A 14,131-nucleotide genomic window follows, 5' to 3' on the forward strand; every position below is an offset into this window, starting at 1 on the left:
ATGTTGGCTCAGTTCTTTATTCGCCGACCGGTATTCGCCTGGGTGATCGCCATCTGCATCATGATGTTTGGCGTGCTCAGCATTAAAAGTCTGCCGATTGCGCAGTATCCCGACGTTGCACCGCCGCAGATCAGTATTCAGGCCACTTACACCGGCGCGTCGGCGGAAACGCTGGAAAGCAGCGTCACGCAGGTGATCGAGCAGCAGCTCACCGGCATCGACGGCTTGCTCTATTTCGATTCCACCAGCACCGCCTCAACCGGCCAGGTGAAAATCAACGTCACCTTCCAGCAGGGCACCGATCCGGATATTGCTCAGGTGCAGGTGCAGAACAAAGTACAGCAGGCCGAAAGCCGCTTGCCGACGTCAGTCACCACGCAAGGCGTGACGGTGGAGAAGGCGCAAAGCGACTTCCTGCTGATTCTGGCGCTGTACGATAAAACCAACAAAAGCACCTCGGCCGATGTGGCGGACTACATGGTCAGCAACATGGAAGATACGCTGGCGCGCGTACCGGGTGTCGGCAGCGTGCAGGTGTTTGGTGCGGAATATGCCATGCGCATCTGGCTCGATCCCGCCAAACTCGCCTCCTATTCGCTGATGCCGTCCGATGTGACCAGCGCGTTGGAGAGCCAGAACACCCAGGTTTCCTCCGGTCAACTTGGCGCGCAACCTGCCAGCAAAGAGCAGCAGCTGGTGGCGACCGTGCGTTCGCGTTCACGTCTGCAAACGCCGGAGCAGTTCCGCAATATCGTGCTGAAAAGCCAAAGCGACGGCTCGGTGGTGCATCTGAGTGATGTGGCTCGCGTGGAAATGGGTGACGAGGATTACAGCGCCAACGTGCTGGCGAACGGTCATCCGGCTTCGGGGATCGCGGTGCAACTGGCGTCCGGTGCCAATGCGCTGTCAACTGCCGAACAGGTGAAAGCCACCATCGACGAGTTCCGTAGCAGCATGCCGGCGGGCTATGAAGTGGCGTATCCGCTCGACAGCACTGACTTCGTGAAAATCTCGATTGAAGAGGTGGTGAAAACCCTGATCGAGGCGGTGATTCTGGTGGTGATCGTGATGTTCGTGTTCCTGCAGAACATCCGTACCACGCTGATTCCGGCGATTGCCGTGCCGGTGGTGCTGCTGGGAACCTTTGGCGTGCTGTCGCTGTTCGGGTACTCGATCAACACCCTAACCATGTTCGGCATGGTGCTTGCCATCGGGCTATTAGTGGATGACGCGATCGTGGTGGTGGAGAACGTCGAGCGCGTGATGCGCGAAGAGGGTTTGCCGCCGCGTCAGGCCACCGAAAAATCAATGAAGGAGATTACCGGCGCGCTGATTGGTATCGCGCTGGTGCTGTCGGCGGTGTTCCTGCCGATGACCTTCTTTAGCGGCTCAACCGGCGTTATCTATCGTCAGTTCTCCATCACCATTGTTTCATCGATGGTGCTGTCGGTGATTGTGGCGCTAACGCTGACGCCAGCGCTGTGCGCCACGCTGCTCAAGCCACACAATGAAGAAGGCGGCAAAAAGGGCTTTTTCGGCTGGTTTAATCGCAGTTACGAGCGCGTGCAGGCGCGTTATCACAACGGCGTTGGCCACGTACTGCACAGTTCGGTGCGCTATCTGCTGCTCTACGCGGTGCTGCTGATCGGTTGCGCGGTGATGTACATGCGTTTGCCGACCGGCTTCCTGCCGACCGAAGATCAGGGCTACATCATGGTGCAATACCAACTGGCGCCAGGCGCGACGGAAAATCGCACCAGCGCGGTTCGTCGTCAGGTGCAGGACTATTTCGCCACTAAAGAAAAAGACAACGTCAACGTCAGCATGCTGGTGAACGGCTTCAGTTTTGCCGGTAGCGGCCAGAACGCCGGGATTGGCTTTATCTCGCTGAAGAACTGGAGCGAGCGTAAAGGTGCAGAAAACAGTGCCGATGCCATTGCCGCGCGTGCAATGGCGAGCCTGGCCAGCATTCGTGATGCGCAGATCTTCGTGCTGTCGCCGCCGTCGGTGTCCGGTTTAGGGCAGTCAGACGGGTTCACCTTTGAGCTGCAGGCGCGTGGCGCCACCGGGCGCGATCAGCTACTGCAGATGCGCAATCAGCTAATTGCCGAAGCCAATCAGGATCCGCTGCTCAGCGCGGTGCGTGCTAACACCTTGCCGGATTTACCGCAGCTGCAGGTCAATATCGACGATGAAAAAGCGCAGTCACTGGGTCTCACCATCAGCGACATCAACGACACGCTCAGTGCGGCGATCGGCGGCAGCTACATCAACGACTTTACCGATCGTGGCCGCGTGAAGAAGGTTTACATGCAGGGCGATCAGCAGTTCCGCAGCAAGCCGGAAGATATCGATCACTGGTACGTGCGCGGCAGCGATAGCAACAGCAATACCACCATGGTGCCGTTTGCGTCGTTTGCCTCCTCAGAGTGGGCGTACGGCCCGGATGTGCTGTCACGTTATAACGGCCTCGCGTCCTACGAGATCGAAGGTTCGGCGGCGGCAGGCAAGAGTTCCGGGGATGCGATCAGCGCGATGGAAAAACTGGCGGCGAAGCTGCCGGCGGGCACCACTTTTGCGTGGAGCGGCTTGTCCTATCAGGAAAAACTCTCCGGCAACCAGGCGATGTCGCTGTATGGCATCTCGCTGATTGTGGTGTTCCTGTGCCTGGCGGCGTTGTATGAAAGCTGGTCGGTGCCGTTCTCGGTGATGATGGTGGTGCCGCTGGGCGTGATCGGATCGCTGCTGGCGATCAGCCTGCGCGGACTGGAAAACGATGTCTACTTCCAGGTGGCGCTGTTAACCATCATTGGCTTGTCGGCCAAGAACGCAATTCTGATCGTTGAGTTCGCCGAAGACAATTACCGCAAAGGGGAAAGCCTGGTGAAAGCGGCGACGCACGCAGCATCGATGCGTCTGCGTCCCATCATCATGACCTCGCTGGCATTTACCGCTGGCGTATTGCCGCTGGCAATTTCCACCGGCGCGGGTGCCAACAGCCGTATTGCGATCGGTACCGGCATTATTGGCGGCACGCTGACCGCCACCTTGCTGGCGATCTTCTTTGTACCGCTGTTCTTTGTTCTGGTGCGTCGCGTGTTCCCGGCGATTCCGCATGACGATAATCATGCATCTGTGGCGAAGGCGGGGGAATAACATGTCTGCAAAACTCTTAATGGTGTTGGTTCCCGCGCTGCTGTCGGGTTGTGTGTCGCTCGATCCGCACTATGACCGCCCGCAAGGCGCGGTCAGCAGCCAGATGCCGGGCGGTGACGCCTACCGTTCACTGCAAGGCACGCCAGCCAGCAACTACCGCGACCTGAGCTGGCAGGATTATGTGCTCGACGCCCAACTGCGTCAGGTGGTGGCGATGGCGCTGGATAGCAGCCGCGACTTGCGGGAAGCGGTGGCCAGCGTGAAGTCTGCGCATGCGCAATACGGCGAAGAGCGCGCCAATCTGTTTCCGGCTATTAGCGCCGGCGTGAGCGGCACGCGTTCGCGCGCCTTGACCGGCGAAGGCAATCAAACCGCCATCAGCAACAGTTATTCGGCAGAAGGCAGCGTCAGTTCGTTTGAACTCGATCTGTTTGGCAAAAACCAGAGCCTGACGCGCGAACAGTACGAAACCTATCTCGGCACGCTGCAGGGCGCACGCAGCACGCGCCTGACGGTGTTGTACAACACGGTGGAATACTGGCTGCAGCTCGCCGCCGATCGCAGCAACCTGGCGATTGCTAAAGAGACCGCCGAGAGCGCGCGACAATCGTGGCAGGTCACACGTAAGCAGATGGAAAATGGCATCGCCTCGATGGTGGATGTCTCGTCTGCGGAAACCACTTATCAATCCGCGCAGGCCGATGTCGACAGCTACACCACGCTGGTGGCGCAGGATAAAAACGCGCTGGATTTGGTGGTGGGCCGCAGCGTGCCGGATAACCTGCTGCCTGACAGCATTGAATCGATCGGCAACGCACTGCGCGAGGTGCCTGCGGGCGTCTCATCGGATGCGTTGCTGAATCGTCCTGATGTATTGCAAGCCGAGCATAATCTCAAGTCTGCCAACGCCAGTATCGGCGCGGCGCGTGCCAACTTCTTCCCGAGCATTACGCTGACGGGCAGCGGCGGCGTCGGCAGTAGCGATCTGTCGACGCTGTTTAAGAACGGGGCGGGAATTTGGTCGTTTGCGCCGAGCATTTCGCTGCCGATTTTCCAGGGCGGCTACAACGTTTCTTACCTGAAATACACCAAAGCACAGAAAGAGTATTACGTGGCGGCGTATGAGAAAGCGGTGCAAACCGCCTTCCAGGAAGTGGCGGATGCGCTGGCGCGTCGCGGTACTATCCACGACCAGCTCAGCAGTCAGCAGAGTAATGTGGCGGCATCGCAAACCTATTATCATCTGGCGGATTTGCGCTACCGCAACGGCGTTGATAGCTATCTCAATGCGTTAACCGCGCAGCGCACGCTGTATAGCGCCCGAACCAGTCTGGTGAGTACGCAGCAAGCCTATTACCTGAATTTGATCACCTTCTATAAAGTGATGGGCGGCGGCACGGCGTTGAAAGAATCTGAAATAATGAGCACCCAATAATTGCACATTTCGTAGCGGCGCGATTTATCGCGCAATAAATTGCGCCGCTACAATGCCCGCGTTCGGGGAAGCAAGAATTGGAAACATTGTCATGGTTTCTCACCGGAAACGCATCGCGTATGATGACGGGATTAAAACGATACATTCTTTTTCGGAGCCAATGTGAGTCACTCTGAACATGACGATTTTCTCTTACAGCGCCAGCAGCAGGTTATTTCTGCGGCGAAAGTCTGTTTTAGTCGCTCCGGATTTCATGGCGCCAGCATGGCGGATATTAGCCGCGAATCAGCGTTAGGGGCAGGGCAAATATATCGTTACTTTAGCAGTAAAGAGCTTATTGTGACGGAAACAATAAAAAGCATCGCGCAGAACTGGCGCCAGTTTTTAGTACAATATTTACCCACGCAACAATCGACTCAGGATATTATCAACGCCGATTCGCCATTCTGGCAGCATTGGCCGAGTCAGGACCGGAAATTATTACTGGAAATGTATTCTGAGGCGTCGCGTAATGAATCGGTGCGCACCATTTTGGCCCAGCAGGAGCAATTATTACTTGCTGAGTTAGCGGCTATTTTTAGCGCGCAACAACCTGAAATCGAGCCAACACAGCACGCCAATCGCATTCAATTTTTATTGCTGCTGGTGGATGGCGTTGCCTGTCGCGCCTTTGGCGATAGCGACCTTGATTACGGTGAAATGCAGCGGGTGAACGGCATTCTCAGCCAGCATCTGTTTGGCTGAGTTTACACCGCACTGTGCGGATAGACATCACTCACCACCGCATTGAAAAACGGCATAAAGCCGGGCGCAATATCGCGCTGCTTCATACAGCGGCGAATAATAATGCCATCAATAATCAGTGACATCACATATAAACGGGTGTGAATAGCATTGGCGTCCTGCTCAGGATGCCGCGCCTGCTCCTGAGCGATAAAATTATTTTTGAGCTCATGCCAGGCATCGAGCATAATTTGTTGGATGCGATTATTACGCGTGGCTTCAGATGAGACTTCCATCAGCAGAATAATACTGTTTTCCACTGCCGCAGGCACAATATCTTCCGCTTCGTGATACTGTCCTTTCATATGCGCGATACGTTCGAAATCGGCATTCAATAGCGTGATCATTCGCTGCACCACATTGGTGACTAATGCCTCAATGATCGCCTCTTTGTTTTTATAATATTTATAAATTAAACCAATGCTAACGTCTGCCTGGCTGGCAATATTCTGAATCGATGTCTGGTGAAAGCCTTTTAGCCGCATGCATTGCTCGGCGGCGGCAAGGATCTGTTCGCTTCGGTTCATGATTATTAAACTCGCAGAATAAAGCGTCTATTTTACGCAATTAAAGCTGTGCTGGCGATGAATAAAAAACATTAACACAACCTTATTATTTCGGTGCTTTAGCGTTGTTCAGTTTTTTTGATTTAAGCGAGCAGTTTTGCCTGCTGTTCATGATTTTCCAGACCTCTATGATGGTGGAAAGAGAGTAATCATCGAGGAATAACATCATGAACATCCTGCGCGCTCAAGGCGATCAGCTGTTTGAATACGGTCCTTTTACCATTCGCCGCCAGCGTCCCGGTGAAGCGTTTGGACCGCTGACAATTGTCGATCAAATGACGCTGCAACTGGATGCCACTATCCCGCTGCATTCGCATCAGGATAGCGAGATTTTCAGCTACGTTTGGCGCGGTTCGCTGCTGCACAGCAGTGAGCAGGGTGAAACGCACTCCCTCAACGCCAAACGCGCGCTGCTGCTGAGTGCCGGTAGCGGCATGCGCTTTGCCGAGTCTGCGCCTTTTATCGAAACCGAAATGCTGCAGGCCACCATTCGTCCAGCGCAAACCGGCGGTGAGCCGCAGGTCAATACCTTTACCCGAGCAGACGGTGCGGCAGTAAACGCATGGACGTTACTGGCAGGGCCGCACGGCAGCGAGGCGCCGCTGACGCTGAATCAGGCGGTATATATTTATGACCTGAAACTGGAGCGCAGCAAAAAGGTGGATGTGCCACAGCGTGAAGGTTTTTCAAGCTGGATTACCGTGCTGGACGGCATTGTGCGTATGGAGAATGAACGGCTGCACAAAGGCGATTCGGTGAGCGATAGCGCGGCCTTGCCTACGCTGACGGGAGAGAGAGATGCAACGCTGATCGCGTTTCTGGTGCAGGAAGGCGTGTAGGGTCGCCATTCATGGCGACCTCTGCCCATTGATGCGTACCTAACCCTTCCTCGCCATAACATCGTGTTATCATTTGCGAACACCACACCGGAGGAGGGTAATCCAATGAAAAAGAAAGAGTTCGTTACCCAGGATTTGCTGAGCAAGATCTATCAGGAAGATACCTCCGCGCCACGCAAATTGCCGCCTGAACGCCAGCTGGCCGAGGAGTATGGCGTATCGCGTTTCACCATCCGCTTGGCGCTGGAGAAACTGGTGAGTATCGGCGCGGTGCGTATCGTGCAGGGATCAGGGATCTGGATTAATGAAACGGTGCGTAATAACCCGCTGGTTTATAATTCGATCACCGAAAAGCGCTTTGATCAGATGCATTACCGCTCAATCAGCCTGCGTAAAAGACGCCCCGACAGTGACGAGCAACAGATATTCGCCATTAACGACGACGCCTTTATCTGGGAGTTTTCCCGCCTGCGCTATGTTGATAATGTGGCGGTACAAATTGAAATATCGCGTATGCCCGCAACCTTATTTACCGATCTCAACGGTGAGATTATTGAGCGCTCGATACAGCAATATGTGTTGTCCAAAGGCTACCAAATCTCACATTTACTCACCAGCTATCGCGCGATTAACGTTAACCGCGAACAGGCGACGCTATTGGGGTGTAAAAAAGGCAGTCCGGCGATGCACATTATTAATCGTGGTATTTTGCAAGGCGGGCAGGTGTATGAAATCAGCGACATCGTTGATATTAATTACACCTGCACCTATTTGATCCCGCATAATCCGGATAATCTGCGTTTCCGCCAGCAACAGCGCTAACTTATGGCGTGTGCATGGTGCCGTCTGGCAGGCGACTCTGCGTCCATTCATGCGGACGATAAACCACCGGATGTTTTTCCGCTAAAGCCTGATCAAAGCCGACGCCAATACCTGATGCTTGCGGCGGATAAAGATAGCCATTTTTAATTTCCGGCGCGCCAGGGAAAATGGCATCCGTCAGCGTTGAGCGCGGAATAAATTCCTGAATCGCAGCATTGTGCAGATGAATATTCAGATGCGTATTAACCGCCACGCCAATTGGCGTCATATCGCCCGGTCCGTGCCATGCCAGTCGCACGCCAAATGCCTGACACAGTGCAGCCAGTTTTAATGCTGGCGTAATGCCGCCAATCTGCGAAACATGACAACGAATAAAGTCGATGCGACGATTGACAATTAACTCGTGCCATTCCGCGGGATTATTAAATAATTCGCCTAACGCTAACGGCACCGCACTTTGCTGACGCAACTGCGCTAGCCAGCCAGTTTGCGCGGGAGGCAGCACATCCTCAAGGAAATAGGGCATATACGGTTCAAGCTGTTTTACCAGTTGAATAGCCTGCTGCGGGAATAAGCGCTCATGCACGTCATGCAGTATTTCAAAGCAGTGACCGTATTTCTCCCGCAACGCACGGAACATCTCTACCGTATTTGCCATGTACTCTTGCTGCGAATAATAAGCGCCGGATGTGCTATTTTCCGGTGCGTTGAGTTCTTTCGGCGTTCCGCCGTAAAAGCCCAGCTGACAGCGGATATGGCGATAGCCTTTCTCTAAGGCGTTATCAACGGAGGTATAGAGTTCCGCCAGCGTTTCACCGCTGGCATGGGTGTAAGCTGCAATCGCATCGCGCGCTTTGCCGCCCCACAGCTGATACAAAGGCATATCGGCTAACTGCGATTTAATATCCCACAGCGCCATATCCACGCCCGAAATGGCATTATTGGTCACCGGCCCGTTACGCCAATAGGCATTAACGTTCATCATCTGCCACAGGTCTTCAATATTGTTGGCATCGAGTCCAGTTAACAGCGGCACCAGATACTCATCCACCATGGTTTTAACCGCTAAAGGGCGCTGTTGAAAGGTGGCACAGCCGTGACCGGTAATCCCTTTATTGGTGGTAACGCGTACGGTAATAAGATTGTGACGATCGGGTCGGGTAATAAAACACTGAATACTTTCAATAATGGTTGGGGTCACGTGAAATACTCCTGTGGCGCAGTAACTACGCTCAATATCAAGGCCTATTGATAAGCTATTTTTGGCGTATCATTACCGGGTTTTTATTAAGACGCAAACCCTTTTTAAGGCAATAAATATTGGTCAGTAAAAAAGGGTGTTTATCGCGATAAAACAGACCAATTTGCCAAATTAAAAATTAATAGGCCAGTTGTGGCGGCTTTTGTGATCGCAGTCATGATTTATTGGTTTGTTTTGTTGTGCGTCATTTATTACCATCCAGTGCAGATTTCATCAGGCTATTTTTCTTCCCTCAGGAGCAAGTATGGGAACGCAGGAAGTAATAAAAAATATAATCCACTTAGTGGGTGGGAAGAATAATATCAATAAAGTCTGGCATTGCATGACGCGTCTGCGCTTTGACCTTATTGATGACAATAAAGTTAACCAGAGCGAAATTAAAACCTTGCCCGGCGTATTGGGCGCGCAAATGCAGAGTGAACAATTCCAGATTATTATCGGGCCCAAGGTCAATAGCTGGTATGAGCAAATCGTTCCGGTATTAAATAACGACGGCGTTCAGCCCGCGCAAAACGAGAAAGCGCGCAAAAGCCTGATATCGCTGTTTATGGATACCGTTTCGGGCGTATTTGGCCCGATTGTTCCCGCCATTGCTGGCGCCGGGATGATCAAAGGTTTGCTGGCCGGATTGGTGGCGTTACAGCTGGTTTCGGCCAAAAGCGATACGGTGATGGTGATTGATTTAATTGCCAGCGGCGTGTTCTATTTCCTGCCGTTCTTTTTAGCGGTCTCCGCCGCCAAAATTTTTAAAACCAACGAGTATTTAGCCGCAGCCGTGGCGGCGTGTTTAATGTATCCCTCTTTAATTGATGCGGCAAAATCGCTGGCGGCGCATCAGGAGGGCGCAGTAAGCGCATTTTGGCTGATGGGCGTGCTGCCGGTTTCGGTGTTTAATTATGCTTCCAGCGTTATCCCGGTGATCTTCTCTATTCTGGCTCTCAGCTATATCCATCGCTGGGTGGATCGCATTATGCCGGAAGTATTGAAAACCGTATTTACCCCAACCTTAACGCTGTTCCTTGCGGCATTAACCGCGCTGGTGGTAATTGGCCCGATGGGGATTTGGCTCGGCAAAGGTCTGGCGCTGTTTATTGAGGGCTTATTCAGTATTTCAGCAAGCTTTGCTGGCTTAATTGTCGGTGCCATTCGCCCCGTTGCGGTGCTAACCGGCATGCATCACGCGATGACACCAATTGCGCTGCAGAACTTCAGCGATCGCGGTTATGACATGTTGATGCCGATGATGTTTATGGCAAATATGTCGATTGCCGGAGCGACATTTGCTATCTGGAAATTGACTAAAAATCGTCAGGACAAAGTGGTCACGCTTTCAGCTGCTATTTCAGCCTTATTAGGCATCACAGAACCGGCGTTGTTTGGCGTATTAACGCGCTACAAAAAAGCCTTTATTGCGGCAACGGTTTCCAGTGCGCTGGCTTCTGCCTTTATCGGTTTCTTTGGCGTGCGTTTATACGGCTATATTCTTTCCAGTATATTCAGTCTGCCAGCCTATATTGGCCCGTACTTTATCTGGGCCGTTTCCGGCGTCGCCATAGCGCTTATTATGTCGTTTAGTCTGACATTGATGTTGGTGGGCAAAGAACCGGATTTGGTCGTACAGCCCGAGAATGAGTAATAAATTGCCTATGCGACCAGGTGCGCATGAATGCGCACCCTACGAAAACCCCGCCAAACCACTGTAGGGTCGCCATTTATGGCGACCGATTTACACTTAGCTCACACTCGCCACCAGCCAGCTTTCCAGCTGGCTCAGATCATTCATCTGTTGCGGATATTCCGCTTTCAACTGCGTTAATTGCGCCAATAGGGTTTCAGGTCGATATACCGCGCCCTGCAGACGTAACGCCAGCGCTTCTAATGGCGAAGGGTTCAGGCTGTCGGTGAAAATCTGGCAGCGAGAAATCACGCCGCGCTCCACATCAAAGTGGATCTCAACGCCGCCCCAGACAAAGCGCTCATTCAGCAGATGCGAGAAATCCGGTGCGTTACCAAAATTCCATTCCCAGCTGCTTAGACGCGCAAACTGCTCTTCAAAACCAGGCAAATCAGGCAGTGCGGCGGGGGAAATATGCTCTGGTTCGCACTCTTCCTGGTAGTAAGCGAAATAGGCGGCAATCACCTCGCGGCAGATCGCATCAAAGCTAATGCCCGGCAGCAAATCGGCAATGTTGGCCACGCGCGATCGCACCGAGGTAATGCCTTTCGCCTGTAATTTTTTAATGTCTGGATTGAGGTAATCAGCGAGACGCGAAAGATCGGCATCCATTAAAAAAGTGCCGTGATGAAAGCCACGATCCGGCGTTTCACGGTAGGCAGATCCCGAAATTTTGCGCACCTCGCCATCCACGTTTACCACGATATCGTTACGACCCGAGGCTTCAGCCGGTATGCCAAGCTGTTCCAGCGCGCGCAGGATAATCGCCGTAGAGACCGATTTATCGTATTCCGGTTTGCCAGCCATAAAGGTGAAGCAGCAGTTGCCCAAATCGTGAAACACCGCGCCGCCACCGCTGCTGCGTCGTGCCAGCTTGATGCCGTCTTCCGCCATGCGCCGCGTGTTGCACTCTTTCCACGGATTCTGGGCGCGCCCGATAACCACGGTTTCGGCGTTCTGCCAGAGAAACAGCACGCGCTGCGTTGTCGGCATCTGGCGGAAAATGCACTCTTCTACCGCGAGGTTAAACCAGGGATCGTGTGAGTCAGAAATTAGCAAACGTAGGGTGGACATCATTCCTCCAGTTCCGTGAGAAAGGGCAAACCGGGACAGAGTACGCTGAAGCGGATCGAAAGGTAAGAAACAGCGGCGCATTTCATTTCAGTAAAAAAATGCATTAACCTCTAGACGACTGGTCTATTAGCTGTTACTTTGAATTCAAGCGCTAGACGACTGGTCTAGTTTAGAAGTTTAAACCCAGCAAGTAGGAGATTGATGATGAAAATTCTTATGGTTTTAACCTCACACGACCAATTAGGTAACACCGGACGCAAAACCGGTTTCTGGCTGGAAGAGCTGGCCGCGCCTTACTACGCCTTCAAAGATGCTGGCGCAGAAATCACGCTGGCGTCACCGAAAGGGGGCAACCCGCCGTTAGATCCTAAAAGCAATGAGCCCGATTTCCAGACTGAACAAACGCATCGCTTTGAAGCTGATGCAGCAGCAACCGCGCAACTCGCCGCCACCGTGCGTCTGGACAGCGTATCACCAGCCGATTTCGACGCGGTGTTTTACCCAGGTGGTCACGGTCCGCTGTGGGATTTAGCAGAAGATCAGCACTCAATCGCTCTGATCGAAGGCTTCCTGGCCGCCAACAAGCACGTTGCGCTGGTGTGTCATGCGCCGGGCGTGCTGCGCCACGTCAAAACACCGGAAGGAAAACCGCTGGTAGCAGGCCGTAAAGTCACCGGCTTTACCAACAGCGAAGAGGAAGCGGTTGGTCTGACTCAGGTGGTGCCTTTCCTGGTGGAAGACGAGCTGATTGCGAAGGGTGGTCTGTATTCGAAAGGCGCGGACTGGAGTTCCTATGTCGTCAGCGATGGTTTGCTGATTACCGGACAAAACCCAACGTCTTCAGCAGAGACGGCGCAAAAATTGATTAAGCAACTGGCGCAATAAACGCATCGGGAGGCGAACCGTTGTCCGCCTCCCTTGTTATGCATCGTGAAAATTGTGGAGAGAAAAATCATGTTTAAAAAATCATTAACCACGTTAGCGTTAGGCGCAGTTCTGTCGATATATGCGCAGGCTTCACTGGCTGAGCCGGTGAAAAACATTGTGCTGGTTCACGGTGCGTTTGTGGATGGCTCGGGCTGGAATCCGGTGGCGCGCATTCTCGATAAAGCCGGTTATAAAGTGTCGATTGTGCAGGAACCGCAAACTTCGCTGGCCGATGATGCGGCGGCTACCCGACGCGTTCTGGCGCTGCAGCAGGGCAAATCGCTGCTGGTCGGACACAGTTATGGCGGCATGATTATCAGCGATGCGGGTAACGATACCTCAGTTGCCGGCCTGGTGTACATCGCCGCGTTCCAGCCGGAGCAAGGGGATTCGCTGCTCAGTCTGGCAAAAAAATATCCGCCTGCCGCGCAATCTATCGCTGAAACGCCTGACCATTATCTCTATTTGAAACCGGAAAAATTCCACGCTGATTTTGCCGCCGATCTGCCCGTCAAAGAGACCGATTTGCTGGCGCGTTCTCAGGTGATGCCTGCCGTCGCGGCCTTTGCTGCACCGGCCGGCGCGCCAGCCTGGAAAACCAAACCCAGCTGGGCGGTGGTAGCAACCGAAGATCGCGCGATCAATCCGCAACTGGAACGCTTTATGGCGCAACGTGCGCACAGCAGCGTGACGGAGTTAAAAGGAAATCATGCGATTTACGCCTCACAGCCTAAAGAGATTGCGGCGGTGATCGAGAAAGCGGCACGCAGCTTATCGCAGTAGTAAACGCATGTTCAGCATCTAGACGACTGGTCTAGTATTTGGTAATCTAACGCTATGACGACTACATCCCAATTGCATAGCAATGAAATCCGCGATCACATCCTTGCCACTGGCCAACGCATTATGGCCGGCAAGGGTTTTTCGGCTGTCGGATTAAATGAAATCCTCACCGATGCCGGTGTGCCCAAAGGCTCGTTCTATCACTACTTCAGCTCGAAAGAGGCTTTTGGGGTGGATATGCTGGCGCGCTATTTCGATGATTATCTGGCTGAGCTTGACGCGACGTTGAGCCAGCCGGGCCTGACGATGGCGCAGCGGCTAATGAATTACTGGCAGCTGTGGCGTGAATCGCAATCGTTCTCCGATTGTCAGGGCAAGTGTCTGGCGGTGAAGCTGGGCGCGGAAGTTGCCGATCTCTCGGATAGCATGCGCGGCACGCTACAGACCGGCACGGCCGGCATTATCGCGCGACTGGCGGATGCGTTAGAAGCGGGTATTGAGGAAGGTTCGCTGTCTATCGATGATAAACCGAGCCGCGTGGCGGAAAGCCTGTATCAGCTGTGGGTGGGCGCCAGCGTGATGGTGAAAATCGTGCGCAATACCGGCCCGTTTGATTCCGCCATGAGCATGACGCAAAAGATCATTCGTATCACCGCGTAGTAAGAAGGGCGACTCAACAGAGCCGCCCTTTATTTTGTCGGGTCGCCATGAATGCGCATGCGCACCCTACGAAAAGCTCGCCAAACAACCGTAGGGTCGCCATTAATGGCGACCTGAAATCACAAAACCGATTTCGCCGTGTTAACCACG

12 protein-coding genes and 1 pseudogene are annotated in these 14,131 nt (G+C 53.4%); 10 read left to right on the forward strand and 3 right to left on the reverse strand.

What is annotated here, in order from left to right; all coding sequences use genetic code 11:
• From HX773_RS15870 to HX773_RS15880, 4 genes and pseudogenes are all read left to right on the forward strand, one after another.
• Complete coding sequence (locus tag HX773_RS15870) at window positions 1-3,156, forward strand: efflux RND transporter permease subunit (RefSeq protein ID WP_176972308.1); 3,156 nt, start codon at window positions 1-3, stop codon at window positions 3,154-3,156.
• Between the two features lies 1 nt (window position 3,157).
• Window positions 3,158-4,591, forward strand: a complete 1,434-nt coding sequence (locus HX773_RS15875; protein ID WP_176972309.1) for an efflux transporter outer membrane subunit — start codon at window positions 3,158-3,160, stop codon at window positions 4,589-4,591.
• A 162-nt stretch (window positions 4,592-4,753) separates the two neighbouring features.
• Window positions 4,754-4,921 (forward strand): annotated as a pseudogene (locus HX773_RS26165) (TetR/AcrR family transcriptional regulator); the annotation flags it as partial.
• A gap of 9 nt (window positions 4,922-4,930) precedes the next feature.
• Entirely contained in the window at window positions 4,931-5,335 is a 405-nt protein-coding gene (locus HX773_RS15880) for a hypothetical protein (protein WP_370463613.1), read from the forward strand.
• A 2-nt stretch (window positions 5,336-5,337) separates the two neighbouring features.
• Here HX773_RS15880 and HX773_RS15885 read toward each other — a convergent pair whose 3' ends face one another.
• Window positions 5,338-5,901: a TetR/AcrR family transcriptional regulator gene (locus HX773_RS15885; RefSeq protein WP_176972311.1), complete on the reverse strand. Its 564-nt coding sequence runs from the start codon at window positions 5,899-5,901 to the stop codon at window positions 5,338-5,340.
• Window positions 5,902-6,107: 206 nt separating this feature from the next.
• Between HX773_RS15885 and HX773_RS15890 the strand changes: the two genes are divergently transcribed.
• Together HX773_RS15890 and HX773_RS15895 are read left to right on the forward strand one after the other, a co-directional pair.
• On the forward strand, window positions 6,108-6,779 hold the full coding sequence (locus tag HX773_RS15890; protein ID WP_176972312.1) for a pirin family protein: 672 nt from the start codon (window positions 6,108-6,110) through the stop codon (window positions 6,777-6,779).
• A gap of 105 nt (window positions 6,780-6,884) precedes the next feature.
• On the forward strand, window positions 6,885-7,601 hold the full coding sequence (locus HX773_RS15895) for a GntR family transcriptional regulator (RefSeq protein WP_176972313.1): 717 nt from the start codon (window positions 6,885-6,887) through the stop codon (window positions 7,599-7,601).
• A gap of 1 nt (window position 7,602) precedes the next feature.
• Here the strand turns inward: HX773_RS15895 and HX773_RS15900 are convergent, their stop codons facing one another.
• Entirely contained in the window at window positions 7,603-8,802 is a 1,200-nt protein-coding gene (locus HX773_RS15900; protein WP_176972314.1) for an enolase C-terminal domain-like protein, read from the reverse strand.
• 304 nt (window positions 8,803-9,106) lie between these two features.
• On the opposite strand from HX773_RS15900, the gene HX773_RS15905 reads away from it, so the two are divergent.
• On the forward strand, window positions 9,107-10,498 hold the full coding sequence (locus HX773_RS15905; RefSeq protein WP_176972315.1) for a PTS transporter subunit EIIC: 1,392 nt from the start codon (window positions 9,107-9,109) through the stop codon (window positions 10,496-10,498).
• A gap of 96 nt (window positions 10,499-10,594) precedes the next feature.
• Here HX773_RS15905 and HX773_RS15910 read toward each other — a convergent pair whose 3' ends face one another.
• Entirely contained in the window at window positions 10,595-11,611 is a 1,017-nt protein-coding gene (locus HX773_RS15910; protein ID WP_176972316.1) for a lipoate--protein ligase A, read from the reverse strand.
• 204 nt (window positions 11,612-11,815) lie between these two features.
• Between HX773_RS15910 and HX773_RS15915 the strand changes: the two genes are divergently transcribed.
• From HX773_RS15915 to HX773_RS15925, 3 genes are all read left to right on the forward strand, one after another.
• The gene (locus tag HX773_RS15915) at window positions 11,816-12,496 is read left to right on the forward strand and encodes a type 1 glutamine amidotransferase domain-containing protein (RefSeq protein ID WP_176972317.1); all 681 of its coding nucleotides are present in this window, start codon (window positions 11,816-11,818) and stop codon (window positions 12,494-12,496) included.
• 69 nt (window positions 12,497-12,565) lie between these two features.
• Window positions 12,566-13,321: an alpha/beta fold hydrolase gene (locus HX773_RS15920; RefSeq protein ID WP_176972318.1), complete on the forward strand. Its 756-nt coding sequence runs from the start codon at window positions 12,566-12,568 to the stop codon at window positions 13,319-13,321.
• 54 nt (window positions 13,322-13,375) lie between these two features.
• Complete coding sequence (locus tag HX773_RS15925; protein ID WP_137385767.1) at window positions 13,376-13,981, forward strand: TetR/AcrR family transcriptional regulator; 606 nt, start codon at window positions 13,376-13,378, stop codon at window positions 13,979-13,981.
• Window positions 13,982-14,131: the final 150 nt, after the last annotated feature.

It is taken from the genome of Pantoea sp. B9002 (genome assembly GCF_013385945.1).
GTDB lineage: Bacteria > Pseudomonadota > Gammaproteobacteria > Enterobacterales > Enterobacteriaceae > Pantoea.